At 32.5% G+C, this 14,324-nt stretch carries 20 protein-coding genes and 2 tRNA genes; 7 read left to right on the top strand and 15 right to left on the bottom strand.

Annotated features, from left to right (window positions below):
• The first annotated feature begins 1 nt into the window (after position 1).
• A complete protein-coding gene (locus AB0A59_RS14595; protein ID WP_458744946.1) occupies positions 2–772 on the top strand; it encodes a hypothetical protein in 771 nt (256 codons plus the stop codon).
• Positions 773–779: 7 nt separating this feature from the next.
• On the opposite strand, the gene AB0A59_RS14600 is transcribed toward AB0A59_RS14595, so the two are convergent.
• Complete coding sequence (locus AB0A59_RS14600; protein ID WP_196817289.1) at positions 780–1,088, bottom strand: hypothetical protein; 309 nt, start codon at positions 1,086–1,088, stop codon at positions 780–782.
• Between the two features lie 119 nt (positions 1,089–1,207).
• On the opposite strand from AB0A59_RS14600, the gene AB0A59_RS14605 reads away from it, so the two are divergent.
• Positions 1,208–1,582 (top strand): DUF6659 family protein, encoded by a 375-nt coding sequence (locus AB0A59_RS14605; RefSeq protein WP_458744948.1) that lies wholly within the window; start codon positions 1,208–1,210, stop codon positions 1,580–1,582.
• 65 nt (positions 1,583–1,647) lie between these two features.
• Here the strand turns inward: AB0A59_RS14605 and AB0A59_RS14610 are convergent, their stop codons facing one another.
• From AB0A59_RS14610 to thpR, 4 genes are all read right to left on the bottom strand, one after another.
• Positions 1,648–2,094, bottom strand: a complete 447-nt coding sequence (locus tag AB0A59_RS14610; protein WP_458744950.1) for a hypothetical protein — start codon at positions 2,092–2,094, stop codon at positions 1,648–1,650.
• Positions 2,095–2,151: 57 nt separating this feature from the next.
• On the bottom strand, positions 2,152–2,814 hold the full coding sequence (locus tag AB0A59_RS14615) for a hypothetical protein (protein WP_458744951.1): 663 nt from the start codon (positions 2,812–2,814) through the stop codon (positions 2,152–2,154).
• 79 nt (positions 2,815–2,893) lie between these two features.
• Positions 2,894–4,294: a CCA tRNA nucleotidyltransferase gene (gene cca, locus AB0A59_RS14620; protein WP_458744953.1), complete on the bottom strand. Its 1,401-nt coding sequence runs from the start codon at positions 4,292–4,294 to the stop codon at positions 2,894–2,896.
• Positions 4,295–4,299: 5 nt separating this feature from the next.
• Positions 4,300–4,881 carry an RNA 2',3'-cyclic phosphodiesterase gene (gene thpR, locus AB0A59_RS14625; RefSeq protein WP_458744955.1) on the bottom strand — a complete coding sequence of 194 codons (582 nt, stop codon included), beginning with the start codon at positions 4,879–4,881 and terminating at the stop codon, positions 4,300–4,302.
• 94 nt (positions 4,882–4,975) lie between these two features.
• On the opposite strand from thpR, the gene AB0A59_RS14630 reads away from it, so the two are divergent.
• Both AB0A59_RS14630 and AB0A59_RS14635 read left to right on the top strand, forming a co-directional pair.
• Positions 4,976–5,575, top strand: coding sequence for a nucleoside monophosphate kinase (locus AB0A59_RS14630; protein WP_458744957.1), 600 nt, complete (start codon positions 4,976–4,978; stop codon positions 5,573–5,575).
• Entirely contained in the window at positions 5,532–5,969 is a 438-nt protein-coding gene (locus AB0A59_RS14635; RefSeq protein ID WP_458744958.1) for an RNA-binding domain-containing protein, read from the top strand. The genes AB0A59_RS14630 and AB0A59_RS14635 overlap by 44 nt, the downstream gene beginning before the upstream one ends.
• A 16-nt stretch (positions 5,970–5,985) precedes the next feature.
• Here AB0A59_RS14635 and AB0A59_RS14640 read toward each other — a convergent pair whose 3' ends face one another.
• Together AB0A59_RS14640 and AB0A59_RS14645 are read right to left on the bottom strand one after the other, a co-directional pair.
• Positions 5,986–6,855 (bottom strand): sulfurtransferase, encoded by an 870-nt coding sequence (locus tag AB0A59_RS14640; RefSeq protein ID WP_458744959.1) that lies wholly within the window; start codon positions 6,853–6,855, stop codon positions 5,986–5,988.
• On the bottom strand, positions 6,852–8,684 hold the full coding sequence (locus tag AB0A59_RS14645) for a nitrite/sulfite reductase (protein ID WP_458747622.1): 1,833 nt from the start codon (positions 8,682–8,684) through the stop codon (positions 6,852–6,854). Before AB0A59_RS14645 ends, AB0A59_RS14640 begins: the two co-directional genes overlap by 4 nt.
• A gap of 153 nt (positions 8,685–8,837) precedes the next feature.
• Between AB0A59_RS14645 and AB0A59_RS14650 the strand changes: the two genes are divergently transcribed.
• Positions 8,838–8,964, top strand: a tRNA-Trp gene (locus AB0A59_RS14650).
• A 201-nt stretch (positions 8,965–9,165) separates the two neighbouring features.
• Here AB0A59_RS14650 and AB0A59_RS14655 read toward each other — a convergent pair.
• Positions 9,166–9,453: a hypothetical protein gene (locus AB0A59_RS14655; RefSeq protein ID WP_458744961.1), complete on the bottom strand. Its 288-nt coding sequence runs from the start codon at positions 9,451–9,453 to the stop codon at positions 9,166–9,168.
• 373 nt (positions 9,454–9,826) lie between these two features.
• Entirely contained in the window at positions 9,827–10,426 is a 600-nt protein-coding gene (locus AB0A59_RS14660; RefSeq protein ID WP_458744963.1) for a hypothetical protein, read from the bottom strand.
• Between the two features lie 109 nt (positions 10,427–10,535).
• Here AB0A59_RS14660 and AB0A59_RS14665 point away from each other — a divergent pair, with 109 nt between their 5' ends.
• A complete protein-coding gene (locus tag AB0A59_RS14665; protein WP_458744965.1) occupies positions 10,536–10,943 on the top strand; it encodes a VOC family protein in 408 nt (135 codons plus the stop codon).
• 116 nt (positions 10,944–11,059) lie between these two features.
• Here AB0A59_RS14665 and AB0A59_RS14670 read toward each other — a convergent pair whose 3' ends face one another.
• The 4 genes from AB0A59_RS14670 to map all read right to left on the bottom strand — a co-directional run bounded on the left by AB0A59_RS14670 (position 11,060) and on the right by map (position 12,706).
• Complete coding sequence (locus AB0A59_RS14670; RefSeq protein ID WP_458747623.1) at positions 11,060–11,263, bottom strand: FAD-linked oxidase C-terminal domain-containing protein; 204 nt, start codon at positions 11,261–11,263, stop codon at positions 11,060–11,062.
• The gene (locus AB0A59_RS14675) at positions 11,197–11,379 is read right to left on the bottom strand and encodes a hypothetical protein (RefSeq protein WP_458744967.1); all 183 of its coding nucleotides are present in this window, start codon (positions 11,377–11,379) and stop codon (positions 11,197–11,199) included. Before AB0A59_RS14675 ends, AB0A59_RS14670 begins: the two co-directional genes overlap by 67 nt.
• Positions 11,372–11,710 (bottom strand): FAD-binding oxidoreductase, encoded by a 339-nt coding sequence (locus AB0A59_RS14680; RefSeq protein ID WP_458744969.1) that lies wholly within the window; start codon positions 11,708–11,710, stop codon positions 11,372–11,374. Before AB0A59_RS14680 ends, AB0A59_RS14675 begins: the two co-directional genes overlap by 8 nt.
• A 72-nt stretch (positions 11,711–11,782) precedes the next feature.
• Positions 11,783–12,706 carry a type II methionyl aminopeptidase gene (gene map, locus AB0A59_RS14685; protein ID WP_458744971.1) on the bottom strand — a complete coding sequence of 308 codons (924 nt, stop codon included), beginning with the start codon at positions 12,704–12,706 and terminating at the stop codon, positions 11,783–11,785.
• A 103-nt stretch (positions 12,707–12,809) separates the two neighbouring features.
• Between map and AB0A59_RS14690 the strand changes: the two genes are divergently transcribed.
• Positions 12,810–12,883, top strand: a tRNA-Pro gene (locus AB0A59_RS14690).
• Between the two features lie 35 nt (positions 12,884–12,918).
• Here the strand turns inward: AB0A59_RS14690 and AB0A59_RS14695 are convergent.
• Together AB0A59_RS14695 and thiL are read right to left on the bottom strand one after the other, a co-directional pair.
• Positions 12,919–13,323, bottom strand: coding sequence for a 30S ribosomal protein S11 (locus AB0A59_RS14695; RefSeq protein WP_134483782.1), 405 nt, complete (start codon positions 13,321–13,323; stop codon positions 12,919–12,921).
• A gap of 39 nt (positions 13,324–13,362) precedes the next feature.
• Complete coding sequence (gene thiL, locus AB0A59_RS14700; RefSeq protein WP_458744973.1) at positions 13,363–14,316, bottom strand: thiamine-phosphate kinase; 954 nt, start codon at positions 14,314–14,316, stop codon at positions 13,363–13,365.
• Between the last annotated feature and the right edge of the window lie 8 nt (positions 14,317–14,324).

Below are 14,324 nucleotides of genomic sequence, written 5' to 3' on the forward strand. Positions count from 1 at the left end.
AGTGTCAATTCTTCCACAATTCAGGTTTTTTTTCATCACTGGATTAATTATTTTAAGTTTGGGTTCGGTTTCTAATATTGATGTTTTTGGTCAAATGGAACAAACATCCAATATTTTTGATAAAGCAAAGTCATCTAGTGATGAGGCGATTTCTTTAATTGATTCTTTGAAAGGATCATCCTTACTTGATTCAGTAGTTGAAAGTATGCAAAATTTTTCTTTTCCGATAGCAAACAGATCAGATAATAACGACACTGACAATGTAATTTCACAAACACTAGATAATGCCTCAAATTATCTCGGACCGAATAATACTACACTAAATATTACAACTGTTTCTCCTGATAAAGATAATATTACTAGTAATAATAACAGTAACAATAAATTAGAAAATATGCAGTCTATCATGATCCTGCCTTACCCTATGACTATTTCTTCAAAGGATTACATTCCGCTATATAGTTCAGCGCCATTGAAAATTTTGAATGGAAACATTCTTGCAAAACTTCCGTGTAATTCAACTCATCCATTATTGCAAATCGTAGGCACTTCTGCCGATAACAACGTGTTCCCAATTCAGATGAAAATGGTGTCCAACTTTTCAAAATTAGGGAGCATGTGTATGTATCAATCGCTGATTCCCAATGATTTGTCCAATCTTCTATATTCACATACGATAACCAATATTTATTTATACAATCCGCTTGACTTTTCACTCGAAGTTCCAACAACAACTTCCATTTTTATTGGAATACATAAATTGACAGAGTGATCTTTTTCTAGATTGAATACATTATTCCACCAGAGACTATAGGAATAGATTCTAAGTTAGATAGATCCTTTATACGAGCGATTATGGCATTGAACCAAAGACTATCGATTCCTTGACTCCAAATTGTTATCTTTTTATAGTCCCTTTCTTTCCCCTGATGGAAAAAACCTTTGCAATCTTCGACTGTCATGTTATTATATTTTTGACTAATTTCTTCAATAGCTAAATTTGCTTCTGATGGCAAATACAATATAGTTAGAGTAGGATATGGAATTGTATCCGCAGAAGTAGATGATGATGATGCATCGTTAGCCATGGTTATATTATGTTTTAGACTTATATGATGATTTCGTTGAAATATTTAAAATATGTTGAGACTATAAATTATTGAAAATTCATAAAAGGCTATATGTTTTATTATTTTAATATAACAACATGAAGGCGGATCAATTCACAAAAAGCATACTAGATTTAGATAATGATATTTTGTTTAGTGGGGTTATTGAAAAATCCGGACATTTAAATACCAGTAATCAAAGGGATTCTCTGGACAATCATCTAAAAGGAAGAAATACAGAACTTATTATTTCTGAATCTGCATACGCGGTGGATTTAAGGAAAGCGTTTACTACATCATTTGGAAGTTTAAACTCAATTTGTTATCAATATAGTTCACTCAGAATATTAATTATTCCAGTCAAAGAACATGTGTTATTCTTAGTGATAAACAAGAATGTTGAAGTAGACGATTTGACTCAGAAGGTTTATAATATAATTAATTCAACTAAAGAACTGGATTTATACTCTTAAAGAGGTCGTCTGTGATTGAATAAAAAATAGATTAATTTTGTTGGTAGTTATTTAAGAAAAATAAATTAATCCTTATAGTTCTTAGGCTGTGACCAAAAATCTAACAACCTAAAATAAGATGAAGTTGCTTCTTTCAAGGTATGAAGATATGCCTCCCGTAATTGTTCCCATATCATATAATAATTAAAATTATTTTCCAATGTTTTTACAATATTTCTTTGATTCCCATCGAGTCTGTTTGAATTCAGATTATTTGTAACCGAGGAATCTTTATGTGGTTCTTGTAGAATGGTCTTTTCTTCTGCTTCTCGTTTGGTCTTTTCTTCTGCTTCTCGTTTGGTCTTTTCTTCTGCTTCTCGTTTGGTCTTTTCTTCTGCTTCTCGTTTGGTCTTTTCTTCTGCTTCTCGTTTGGTCTTTTCTTCTGCTTCTCGTTTGGTCTTTTCTTCTGCTTCTCGTTTGGTCTTTTCTTCTGCTTCTTTATTGGGTATTACATAACCTTTTGGAAGTGTCATAATTAAAGTGACACAAAAGAAGATTAATGCTTTTCTAAGATTCTTAAAATGATTAATTCAGATTAGTGCGATTATAGAATCAAAATTTTTTTTTGACTTGTCCATTTTATATCTTGACAATAGATTTAAGAATTCGACTCTCTTTTTATCATAATTAACAAATTTGTTTATTTGATCTGATATAATACCCTTGAAAATTAACCCTTGAAAGGCGGATGTAACATTATTAACTTTTCTGATGCAGCTAGCACTTTCAAAATCTACTATAGTGCATTTTGAACCACAATGAGAAATTATTACATGATTATCTAACTTATTTAGTTGACCATGATCTATGTGTAGTTTATCTAGTGTATAACATTGAGTCAAAATATTAATTATGATTTTTCGTATCAAGTCTAAGTTCATGTCTGATTTTAAGAACCAGTTCCTTGCGGACAAACCTTCTAGGAACTCCATTAAAAGAGCATTTTTTGTATAAGAGAAAACCTTGGGTCCTAGATTAATCCTATTTATACTCTGGTAAAATTCAAATTCATTTTGCATATCGGTTCTACACGAATCAATTCTCTTAATTTTTAGTGCCAAAGTTTTACTATGCATATCTTGAACTTTTAGCACCAATCCTTCGCTTCCTTTCCCCAAAATTCTAATAGCATTTAAAAGGGTATTACCTTCTAGAATTACAAATTTTAGATTTAAGGATCTAAGTTCACTCAACCTAGAATGATAATCAGAGGCACTAAATCTGGGATAACATAATAAATCAATCAAATTAGCTGATGATAAAATAAACTTGTTAGAACACTCTTCCATCCGTATATAATAATTCAGAAACAGTATTTTTTATATGTTCATCCAAAGTAGGGTTTTGATCAAGAGTAGCTATTTTGAAGGATCGAAAAAAATCAACTTTCAACCCTCTAGGGATCCCTATCAGATCAGGCTTGTTCGCGAGAATAAATTCCAAATAATCTTTTGCATTAGTAAATTCCCTAAAAAGAAGGCATCTAGTTCGAGAGTCATTGTCTAACCATTTTAATGGAGAGCCATCATTAATCTCTATAAATTTTTCTAGGTCATGTAATCTAAATATTTCAGGACCTATTTTAAAAGATAATTTAGAAATTGTTAGAGACTCGTATAATAAAGCAATAACACAAACTTTTTCCTTTTCATGCACATTACATTTGTATTTCAATATTCTAAAACCATATGATTCGACAAATTTACATATGGACCTGGTCATTTTCTTAAGCTGTCCCCAGATTACATCAGACGGTCTATCACCATATTTGAATTCAATTACCATAATGAAAGAAGACAATAAAGCTTTGAGATCGTTGCTTGGGTTATATACCCGTTCCTCTCGAAAATAATTATTGCTAGGATTTGCTAAAACCTTTCTTGAACACTGGATTAGAGTCGCGACTGAATGAGATGAAATAGCACTACCTAAATTTCTATTTTCATCTATTGGATCCAATATTACTAAAAAACTATCAAAAATCCTCTTATGTTTTTCCCGTTCATGATCAGGTGTTGCGATGCTGATAACAGAGTTGTCACTAGAATATGTAGAAAAAAATTGGATGGTAGATAAAAAAGATCCAAATTTCAAAATCAGGACTTCACAAACATACCCACTAAATCCCTCTATAGAAATCTCAGCTCCATAAATTTTTAGTGATTTCAAAAACTTCTTAAGTAATCTCACTTGATTTTTCTTTTCCTGATTCAAATTACTGATTACATAAGAGGTATGGAAGGGGGAACGGTCAGCTGCACTTTTCCAATCCCCGAAGGAGACATCAAAGCATGGGACAATGTTAAATTTAACTCCGTCAACATAAGCTTCTACATAAGGATGATCTGCATATCTAAGATACGGAGAATATTCCTTTAGAGATTGCATTCCAATTAGCTTTCCATAAGCCTCAAAATGACCATAATCAACGTCTTTCTTAAATTTGATAAAAATATCAATATCGGCTTCATTCTTGAGCCAAGTTCCTTTAGCAAAAGATCCACCGAACACGATCTCATTTATCTTAGACCCAAGTTTATATTCCGTAACACAAGATTCAAGTTTATTCTTCACCATGTTAGCCATAGCATGAAGGTTAATTTCTTCTTCTGAAGTAGGAGTACATTTCTTTAAAATTCCTTCAATTAAATTATTGATATCAGGATTACTCATTTCTTTTATACTCGGGCATTAATGGTAAACAAATCAGAATATATAGGACCATCTGCTGTGAGCATGCTTTGTTTTAGTTTAATTTGGCTTATCTCATCTTTAAATAGATTAAATTGAAAAGTAGGATCCAAATATATACGACCCTTAAAATGCCGATTTATTCGAAAAAGTGTAAGATGAGGGACGTATACAGATTTTTCTTCACTAAAATCATGTTGTGATTCCTTACGGTAGCCAATATATTTATCAAGCAATTTTGAAATTGAATTAAAAAGGTCATTTAATTTTTTAGAACTTTGATTATCCAGTCCCAACCAAATAACCTTAGGATTAGAGTTTTTTGGAAAACATCCTATGTTAGCGAATTTAATTTCAAATGGATCAAAAGTTAAACTTTCTAAATTGGAGATAATTTCCCTTACTTCAAGATCGGTCTTTTCCCCCAAAAACATTATTGTCAAGTGAAGATTATACTTGTTGACGAGTCTGACATGATGCAGGTCAAATTCATAGTGTTTCAAAATTTGATTCTGAATATGGATAAGTTTCCCAACCTTTGGAATATCTATTGCAACAAATATACGCATGAATACAATCAAATGAAGTTCTAACTATATTAATTCTCAATAATCAAAGTAATCAATAAATAAATATTGATAGAATGTTCACAGAATAGAGAGGTTGTCGGTTCTAGACCAATTTATAATTTGCTTAACAGGAATGCCGGGTGCAGGAAAATCGACAGTTGCTACTTTTCTCCAAAGTAAAGGATTTCATCTAATAACTATGGGTGATGTAATAAGGGAAAAAGCGGTAGAAAACAACTTGCCAATGGATGATAAAAGTCTTGGCGATTTGATGAAAAATCTAAGGAAGCAGCACGGAAATGAAGTTGTCGCAAGGCTAGTGATGGAGAAGATTAAAGAATTGGAAAATGTCAATTTTATTGTAGTAGATGGAATTAGAAGTTATGAGGAGTATATGGTACTAAGAAATATAGGTTTCGTAAAGTTATTGGCTATTCATGCATCATTGAGTATTAGATATAACCATATAAAATTACGAGACAGATCTGATACACCATCAAATCATGAAAAGTTTTTACAAAGAGATGAACGAGAGATGAGCGTAGGCATAAGCAAAGCAATAGCTCTTGCGGACGAATCAATATCAAATAACGATCTATCCTTAATAGAGCTTAAAAATCACGTAGAAGTAATTATTAAAAAGTGGTCAGATGAGTATAATAAACGGAACCAAAAAAACATTCTTACCACTTAGAACAAAAATGGAACTTGAAAGTATAGAAGTTATTGTTATAACTCCAATTAATTTGACTGAAGATGTACAAAAAGTGGTTTTTGCTGTCAAAAACGTATTACCAAATACAGAACCAGTGATAAGTAAGAATAATTTGTATATCAAGATGAATAATTTTGATCGTTTGAGAAAAATAAAGGACAAGATTAGGTCAAAAAAAACATTAGCTGTTTTACAGAGAATTTTGTATAATAATTACAATATGCAAAGTACTTGGTTTTTACTAAATAAACAGGCTGCTTTTTCAGACGTGGTAGTATTAGTAGAAAACGAAAACGAATCCCCCTTGGGACCCATAAAAATAACTGTAAACGGCTGTGAATTAGAAAGAATTAATGAATGGTTTGAGAAATAGAGGAATAAATAAATACTCACTCTGCTGAAAGGTCCCAGTATGTAGCGTCTTTAAATTCGGTCTTGGGTTTTCCAAGAGACTTCCATTCCTTAAATGACTTAGGATATAGCTTCACGTTTGAAATTCCAGCTATCTTTAAGGCAAAAAAGGCCAATCCTGAGAGCGTTCCGACGCTTCCACAGTAAGTAATTATCTCATTGTTTAAGTCAATACCTCTATTTTCCATGAATCGTTTAAGTTCAGAAGGGTTTCTTAATATGGAATTTTCCGAGCGTAACATAGTGTATGGAATATTCTTTGAATTAGGAATATGTTCTGTTAAAAAATTCAATCTTTCTCGAGAATCAATTATGATCTTATTTTTATCATTTTGTGCATTTTCTATATATTCAGCATCTGCAAATATAGAATAATCGATATCGATAGAATGTGAAACTTTAGAATATTTATTAGACCTTCTTTCAATTTCTAAACCTAGTTTTTTCCAAGTATCATAGGTAACTTCTAATAAAGCAACATTTCTGTGTCCAACAAACTTAAATGACCACGCTACCCTTGATGCTAGTGCACCAAATGTATCATCATAAATGACTACTAAAGTATTATCCGATATACCGAGGTTATTTAAAATTTTAATTATAGTCTCTGGATCATCTTTGGATAATAATTCAGCTAGTGGTAAAGAAACTGCAGTCTTTATATGACCTTTCAGATATTCGTCTCTTTTTCTAACATCCACAACTCTAACTTTATTTTTTTTTATTAGAGTTCTTAGAGTATCAATATCACATACAAGATTCAAAGAAGGTGTTGATGGAGGTTTTGCTTTTACACGTTTGCTTACTACCGTTAGATCATTTTTTTTTCGATTTATGGGTTTGCTCAAGCAGCACATTCGCCTCTAGCAGTTTTTGCGACAAAATTAGAATCGGTTCCATAATCTTTGTAAAAATCAGGTGCGGTAGAAAACGCAGGTAATTCAATTATAGGTAAAAGTAGCTTCTTCATGTCATCTATATTCTTAATTTCGCCAGTTCCATTTCCATTTGAAATTTTGTAAATCCATTCATTTAATTTTTCATTCCCTTTTCTTTCTTTCTTGAAGTGTTCAAATATTTTGAGAACTACATCTAGCACCTTTTTAGCTGGAACACGCATTATTGCCTTGCCCAATTCACCATTTTCGCCAGTGCTACCCGCAAAAAGCATCGTATAGATGGGGACCATGGATGTCCCAATCCTGGTGGCACCGCCATAGAAACCAATAGTTGCAACTTCATGCTGTCCACAAGAATTAGGACATCCACTAATTTTGATAGTAGAATCAACAAAGTCTTTATCTAAATCAATATTCAGTTCTAAAAATTTACTTTGGATTTCCTTTGCAAGCCTATGAGAATTGGTAATAGCTAGATTGCATGATGTAGTTCCAGAACAACCTACGGTAGATACAATTGTATTTGCACCCGGATTTCCTAATCCATTGCCAGATAGTTTTTGGTAAACTTTTGGTAATTGATCTGCTTTTATGTAACGGATCAGAAAGTTTTGTTGAGGAGTATTTCGGGCTTTTTTTTCTAACGAAAATTCCCTGATACATTCTGCTAGAATTCGTAACTGACTAGAAGTGATATCGCCTGCACCCAAGGTTATATACACACTATAATAGCCGGACTGTTTCTGAGCAACAACATTGGTATTTAGCCATCGAGTGTATGGAGTGTCTGAAGAATTGGAATTTATTACAGGTAATTTAATTTTACTCTTAGTAGAGGTAGAGGAAATTGAAATATTATTCAGATCTCCATTCTTCAAAAAACCATCGTATGATTTTCTCGTTGGGATGGAAATTGTTGCTTCAACCAAAATTCGTTCCTTCAACAACAAGCCTTGAAATTTTTCCCATCCGATTTCGCTGACCAAATAACGCATTCTGTTTCTTGCAAGATTTTCTCTATTTCCAAGTCGGTCATAAAGTCGAATTGTGGCTATGGAAGTAGATAAAAGCCTAGATTCGGGAGTAAACTCCTCTAATAAATGACCTATAAATGAGGCAGCGCCTAAGCCACCTCCCAAATAGACTCGAAATCCCTTTACTCCATCACGGATTGTAGGAACGAGGCCTACATCGGCTATCCTTACATAACCATGTTCTGGACAGCAAGAAAAATTAAATTTAAATTTTCTGGGAAGATTCTGACAAATAGGATTTCTTAAGAAAAACCTCGCTATTGCTTTAGCGTAAGGAGTAGTATCAAATGGTTCATCAGGACATACTCCAGCAAAATGACTGCACATTACATTTCTAATGGTATTACCACAAGCTTCCCTAGAAGTAAGTCCTACTTCCGCTAAACCGCGAAATACTTCACTAACATCTTCTAATTGTACCCAGTGCAATTGTATATTTTGTCTGGTAGATACATGAGCAGATCCGATGGAGAATGATTCTGACAGACTAGCAATCTTTTCAAGCTGGGTAGGTGTGATATCACCACCTGGAACCTTTATTCTTATCATACTAAATTCACTATTTAATCTAGAGCCATAGGCACCGTTTTGAAGTCTAAAGCGCCTAAATTCATCTGCATTCAATTTATCTTGACGATATAATTTCACTTTATTAGCAAAATATTCGGATTCTTCTGCTAAACCCCATTTTTCATTAGTCTCAATTTCTTTATTTTTAGATGAAGAAAGAACATCATAATCAATAGATTTTGCCAATGTTAATTATAATGTGTTTAACAAACCTTATATTTTTTATGGAATATGCTTATTTAACACGTATTATGCAATTTTCGGAATCATTCACTAATTCAAATTTAGAAAAACTTATAGTTACAATTGAAAAAACTGTATTAAGGTGGGGTCGTAGCGAAGCCAGGCATCGCAACGGGCTCCAGATCAAATAATGGGCAATTATTGAAGAAACCCGTGGATCAGGGGTTCAAATAATATAAGTAATATATTAGAACAATTCCCTTCGGCCCCATCTTTCCTCAGTCACTCTTGAGTTTACGTAAAATAACAAATAAACTGGATATTTATGAATTAGAAGGGAATCAGAGATATATATTAAAAAATTAGCAATAATAAATTACTGCCCATCTATGCACTAAATGGAATCGATAGAAAGCCCTGTCTAATCAACATAAAGTGAAAAATATTGAATATTTGAAAAGATTTTGGAAAATTATTTGTTCTTCTTGAAGCTAAAATAACAAGAATGACATCGATCTTTACCATAAATAACGCCAGCGTTACCACATTCAGAGCATTTTTTCTCATTATCAACAGTAGAATCCAACGATTTTATCTTTTGAATACACTTGTCACACAATGGAGCATCCAAATTATGACTAGATATAAAGACATCTCCACATTGTGAACATCTGAAACTATAAATTTTTCCTCTAGGTTTCCATTTCTTGAATGGATTAGCGGTAAAAGTATATAATATTTTTCTAAATGGATTGGCCATAAAGTATATAATATTTATGTAATCAGACATTTTAGTTTAATGGCTTAGAATTCAAGAGGGGAAGTCATAAACAAAACAGAGAACTATAAGCTCCTATATAGTTGTCTATTCCCTATACGGATAAAAAAAACTCCTGAGGAAATCAATATCAAAGAAATAAATAAAAATAAAGGATTTATCATTTGTCTAAGATAGTCAGGTGCACTTGAAAGATAATTGCAATTCTCCTCACAAATCTTTGTAACAGGAAACAGTAGTAAAATCAATCCAAATAAAATCAACATAGCGACTCCAGCAGTAGAGATTAGAGCCCCTAGTTTTATTATATGACGATATCTCAATGAAGTATCCATCTAACAATCTTACCTAAATATTAATACTCAAGTTTGGATGAATCTATAGTAACGTATTTGTATTCACTATTTTTTGAAACTCTATTGAATTGTTTGTTATAATATAAAAAAGGAACATCATTTTGTATGTGAAGATCCCAAATTTTATGTACTTGATCGAAATACACTTTTCTCTTTTTTATTTTGCGTCTAATTAGCTCATGACATAATATATGAGATATTTTTGCACAATTATTATCAGCAAAGAACTTTACATTTTTGAAATCTGAAGAAAAGACTTTGGGTCTAAACCAAGTGGCTTGTCCAAAATTCTCCCCGTGATATCCCTCTATACGACAATCCGACCACCAAGACCTAAAATAAGTAAGATAGAAATGAAATATGGATGAACCCCTCTCCCGATGATCTCTTAATAGATATGCGAGATTGATCCTATCAAATAACCTTCCAGGAATTACAGGTAAGATATCTACTTCCACAGATAAATCTTCTTTAAACTCATGCTTAATCCACCACTGAAAAAAGCGCACCATCGATGAAACATACTCCCAATCTTCTTGATACCGTTTCTTCCACTCTTCATTTTTTGATACATAAATAAAAAAAAGCTTATCTTGCAACAACAACTACACATCATACATCAATAAAATTTTTGACACATCAAAAGTCTACATAAGAGATATTCTCATACAAAAAGTTCATAATTTAGAAGCAATATAGACAAATTAGATGTCATTTAGAAAATTAGGTGCTGTAATACTTTTAGTTTCAGATATGAATAAATCTATTCAATTCTATAGAGAAACTCTAAATTTGCCATTAAAAAAAGAATCTGATGAATGGACAGAATTTTTCAATAAAGAGACAGTATTGGCATTGCATCCGGTTAAACACAAAGAGAACCTGAAATCGGGCCAACACATTCTGATTGGTTTTTCTGCAAGTGATTTTGATAACACAGTAAATAAACTAAAAGAGAAAGGTGTAGTTTTTTTTAAAAATCCTAAGGAAGAAGGATTTGGAATGCATGCAATAATAGAAGATCCAGATGGTCATCTAATTTCAATTGTAAAATTAAAAGGAAACCAAAATGAAGAAGATGGATTTGATTTTTTGGGGTTAGTTGGTGCAGAATAGCTAATTATTCTCTTTTATAGAAAAAAGTAACGATATAAGTAACAACATGTGTATATATCAAAATTGTATTGAAATCATAATATTCGAAAAACCTCATATCTATAGTAATTAATGTATCAAATGATTTTAAAAAAGAAGCAGGTATTGACGGATCGGATTATGGGTTTTTTACCTAGATTTAGTAAATTTAGCGGATCAAGTAACTTTTTGAGATAACTAAAATAGGAATAAACGAAATTATTGTATATATTCTTTATAAAAGTAGTTCTAGATATTCCATTACCATGTTCTGCAGTGATAGTTCCACGATATTCAAATATTTTTTTTGAAAGTCTTGTAAGTAATTATTGGAAACCATCCCACTAACTGTACGATAATTACTACTTTCAGGATTAGTGAGTAGAAATATATCTTGTTTTTTTAGTTCTTTATCCAAACACACGTAACTGCACCAGGCTGAACGCATAAGGTACCAGACTGATATCCAAATCAAGAATCTTATTCATGTATTTAGTAAAATCTAAGATTAATCCATTGGAAAGGCTTTGACCAAGTAAACTTGTGCCTGCGCCGCAACAAGTAACAGACATGCCATTTTTTGTAGCATATTTCAAAGACGCTACTATATCCGCCTTATCTTTAGGGAAACATACTAATTCTGGGTAAATTTGATGATAGCTCGAATCTACAGAATAATAATCTCTAATTGAGGATTCATTAGAAATATTACCGCTGTAGGAAAGATTTAGTTCATCAAATACGTTCATTGATAACTCTATATATTAGCAAAGGATATAATATTTAACTATCAGGTTAAGAAAAGAGCAAAGATTGAAAAACTATTTTGTAATAATGTGACTCAGATTCTCCAATATAAAGACCGTATGTTCTGCCTGAGATACAACTTTGTTATTACCCTCAACAAGAATAGGATAAGATCTGATATTCTTCTTCTTAATAAGATATTCTAACATTTCACGAGCTTTAGATTCAGTGAAATCATTTACTAGCCAACGTAACGCAAATGGAAGCGTCTTAAATCGATTCCATAAATATATGATGAATTCATCTGTGTCCTTATTCTTTGTAGGTTTTCTTGATACTAATGAAAAAATATTCCTTATCTTACCCTCATAAACTATGCCTAGTCCATCTTTAGTTGTTACAAATGGTTCTATTGCGTAGGCCTGATTAGGCATTAGTGAAAATGAAGGTCCAAAAGTCTTAATGTTAGGAATAGATTTTCCGGCATGTATGACATACTGTTCTAAAGAATGTCCACTAAGATTTTGAATCGGCTTTAGACCATTATATGTTATTGTATTCTCAATTGTTTTTCCAATCTCACTTGATTTAGTTGCACACTTTGCAATCTTGGTAGCTTCATATAATGACAATTCTGCTATTTTTATTAATTGATCATATTTTGAATCATATGTAATAGTAACAGCGGTATCTGCAACATAACCATCTATATGTACACCTAGATCAATTTTAACAACGTCAGTATCTTTTATCACAATTTGATCATCTGGTTCAGCAGTATAATGAGCAGCTATCTCATTCAAACTAATATTAACAGGAAAAGCAGGTTGTCCACCCCGCTCATTTATCTCGCTCTCGATAGAATTACATATTTCATAAAGTGTCCTACCGACATGATTTTTTTTTCTAGCGTTTTCCCTAACTTTGGCAGCTATTTGACCTGCACGAGTATAATTATCCACTATTTGACCTGCACGAGTATAATTATCCAGAGACATGAATTAGTGATAATAACGTCCATAATATATAACAATAATGTAAATAATGATTTATATTAATTGAAATAAGATTAAAATTAGACAAAAAATTTCCCATTAGAAAGGGATCGTAGTCTAGCTTGGTAGGATGCCAGCCTTGGGCGCTGGAGGTCGTCGGTTCAAATCCGGCCGGTCCCATAATTAATAAATAGTCAAAAATAAAGAGAAAAAATTTATACTCTTCTACCTCTACGACCACCAGGTTTTCTAGTAGTATCATGAGGGACTGGTGTAACGTCATCAATTCTACCTATACGAAATCCAGCCCGAGCTAGTGCCCTTATGGCAGCCTGAGCACCGGGACCAGGAATTCTTGGTCCAACCCCACCGACAGCTCTTACGCGTATATGAAGTGCATTAATGCCCTTTGTTTTGGCAGCGTCAGCTGCAGAAACAGCAGATTTCATAGCTGCATATGGAGACGATTCGTAACGATCTGCCGTTACGTGACGTCCACCTGAACTAATGGAAATAGTTTCTGCACCGCTTATGTCAGTTATATGAACTAAAGTATTATTATAACTACTAAAAATATGGGCTACCCCCCATTTATACTGAGTAATTTCCTCTTGTGACATGAATGTAGAATTTTTTGAGTGTCACATTTAAAAACCTTCTTAAGCAAAATGTGTATATCCTTTGTTGTTAAGCAATTTCTTATTTCCATCAGAATTAAGAACAAATACTCTCCCATTTCCACTAACTACTTTGCCGATAATATACAATTTTAGGTGATGCATTTTCAATATCTTGGAAATTTCCAATAGGTTTTTTTTTGTTATTGTCCCTACTATATTGTATTCTTCACCTCCATAAAATATTAGGTCGTGAAAATCAAGATTATTTATTGATAAAAATTCTTTCAAATTCGGAGGAATAGGAATCTTGCCCTCTTCTATTAATAAATTCACCCCACTTTCCTTGGATATTTCATATAGTGAAGAGGCTAGGCCATCGCTAGAATCCATTGATGAAGAAAAATATTGGGCAATAAATACTCCGAATTCATAAGAAGGGCAAGGCTGTAAGACCGAATCAACGGATCTTTTTCTAAAGTAACTATTGGGGCTTGGTAGATTATTCATTAGAATTTTTAATCCTGAAGAACTGTATCCAAACTTACCAGAAACAACCACATAGTCATCAATACATGCACCGTTTCTTCGCGGTATGTTTGCTATCGAAGATAAAGATCCAATCATACAGCAATCAATTATGATTTCCTTAGATTCATTGATATCGCCACCTACAATATCTATTCCAAACTCTTTTGAAGCTAAAGACAAGCCATCAATTATTTTAGAAATCTCAGAATTTTTTAATGACTTGGGTAACCCTAATGATATTAAAGCGGCTTTTGGCATTATTCCTTTTGAAACCAGATCACTTACACTAGAAACTACAGCCTTTCGGGCTATTTGTTCAAATGTCATTTTGGGTGGGACATCAGTATGTTCAACTAACATATCACACGTGACGGCTAGAAATTTATTATTAATTTCATTAGATGAAGAATGTAATGAATTCAAGGGTATGATTGATATATCATCTTTACCTATACATGGTTCCATATTATTAT

Source organism: Candidatus Nitrosocosmicus sp. T (genome assembly GCF_054408485.1).

Coding starts and splice junctions, on each gene's coding strand:
- AB0A59_RS14600 (WP_196817289.1), bottom strand. CDS start 1,088: ATGGCTAACGATGCATCATCATCATCTACTTCTGCGGATACAATTCCA.
- AB0A59_RS14655 (WP_458744961.1), bottom strand. CDS start 9,453: ATGGCCAATCCATTTAGAAAAATATTATATACTTTTACCGCTAATCCA.
- AB0A59_RS14680 (WP_458744969.1), bottom strand. CDS start 11,710: ATGAACGTATTTGATGAACTAAATCTTTCCTACAGCGGTAATATTTCT.
- map (WP_458744971.1), bottom strand. CDS start 12,706: ATGTCTCTGGATAATTATACTCGTGCAGGTCAAATAGTGGATAATTAT.
- AB0A59_RS14610 (WP_458744950.1), bottom strand. CDS start 2,094: ATGACACTTCCAAAAGGTTATGTAATACCCAATAAAGAAGCAGAAGAA.
- AB0A59_RS14605 (WP_458744948.1), top strand. CDS start 1,208: ATGAAGGCGGATCAATTCACAAAAAGCATACTAGATTTAGATAATGAT.
- AB0A59_RS14635 (WP_458744958.1), top strand. CDS start 5,532: ATGAGTATAATAAACGGAACCAAAAAAACATTCTTACCACTTAGAACA.
- thiL (WP_458744973.1), bottom strand. CDS start 14,316: ATGGAACCATGTATAGGTAAAGATGATATATCAATCATACCCTTGAAT.
- cca (WP_458744953.1), bottom strand. CDS start 4,294: ATGAGTAATCCTGATATCAATAATTTAATTGAAGGAATTTTAAAGAAA.
- thpR (WP_458744955.1), bottom strand. CDS start 4,881: ATGCGTATATTTGTTGCAATAGATATTCCAAAGGTTGGGAAACTTATC.
- AB0A59_RS14695 (WP_134483782.1), bottom strand. CDS start 13,323: ATGTCACAAGAGGAAATTACTCAGTATAAATGGGGGGTAGCCCATATT.
- AB0A59_RS14665 (WP_458744965.1), top strand. CDS start 10,536: ATGTCATTTAGAAAATTAGGTGCTGTAATACTTTTAGTTTCAGATATG.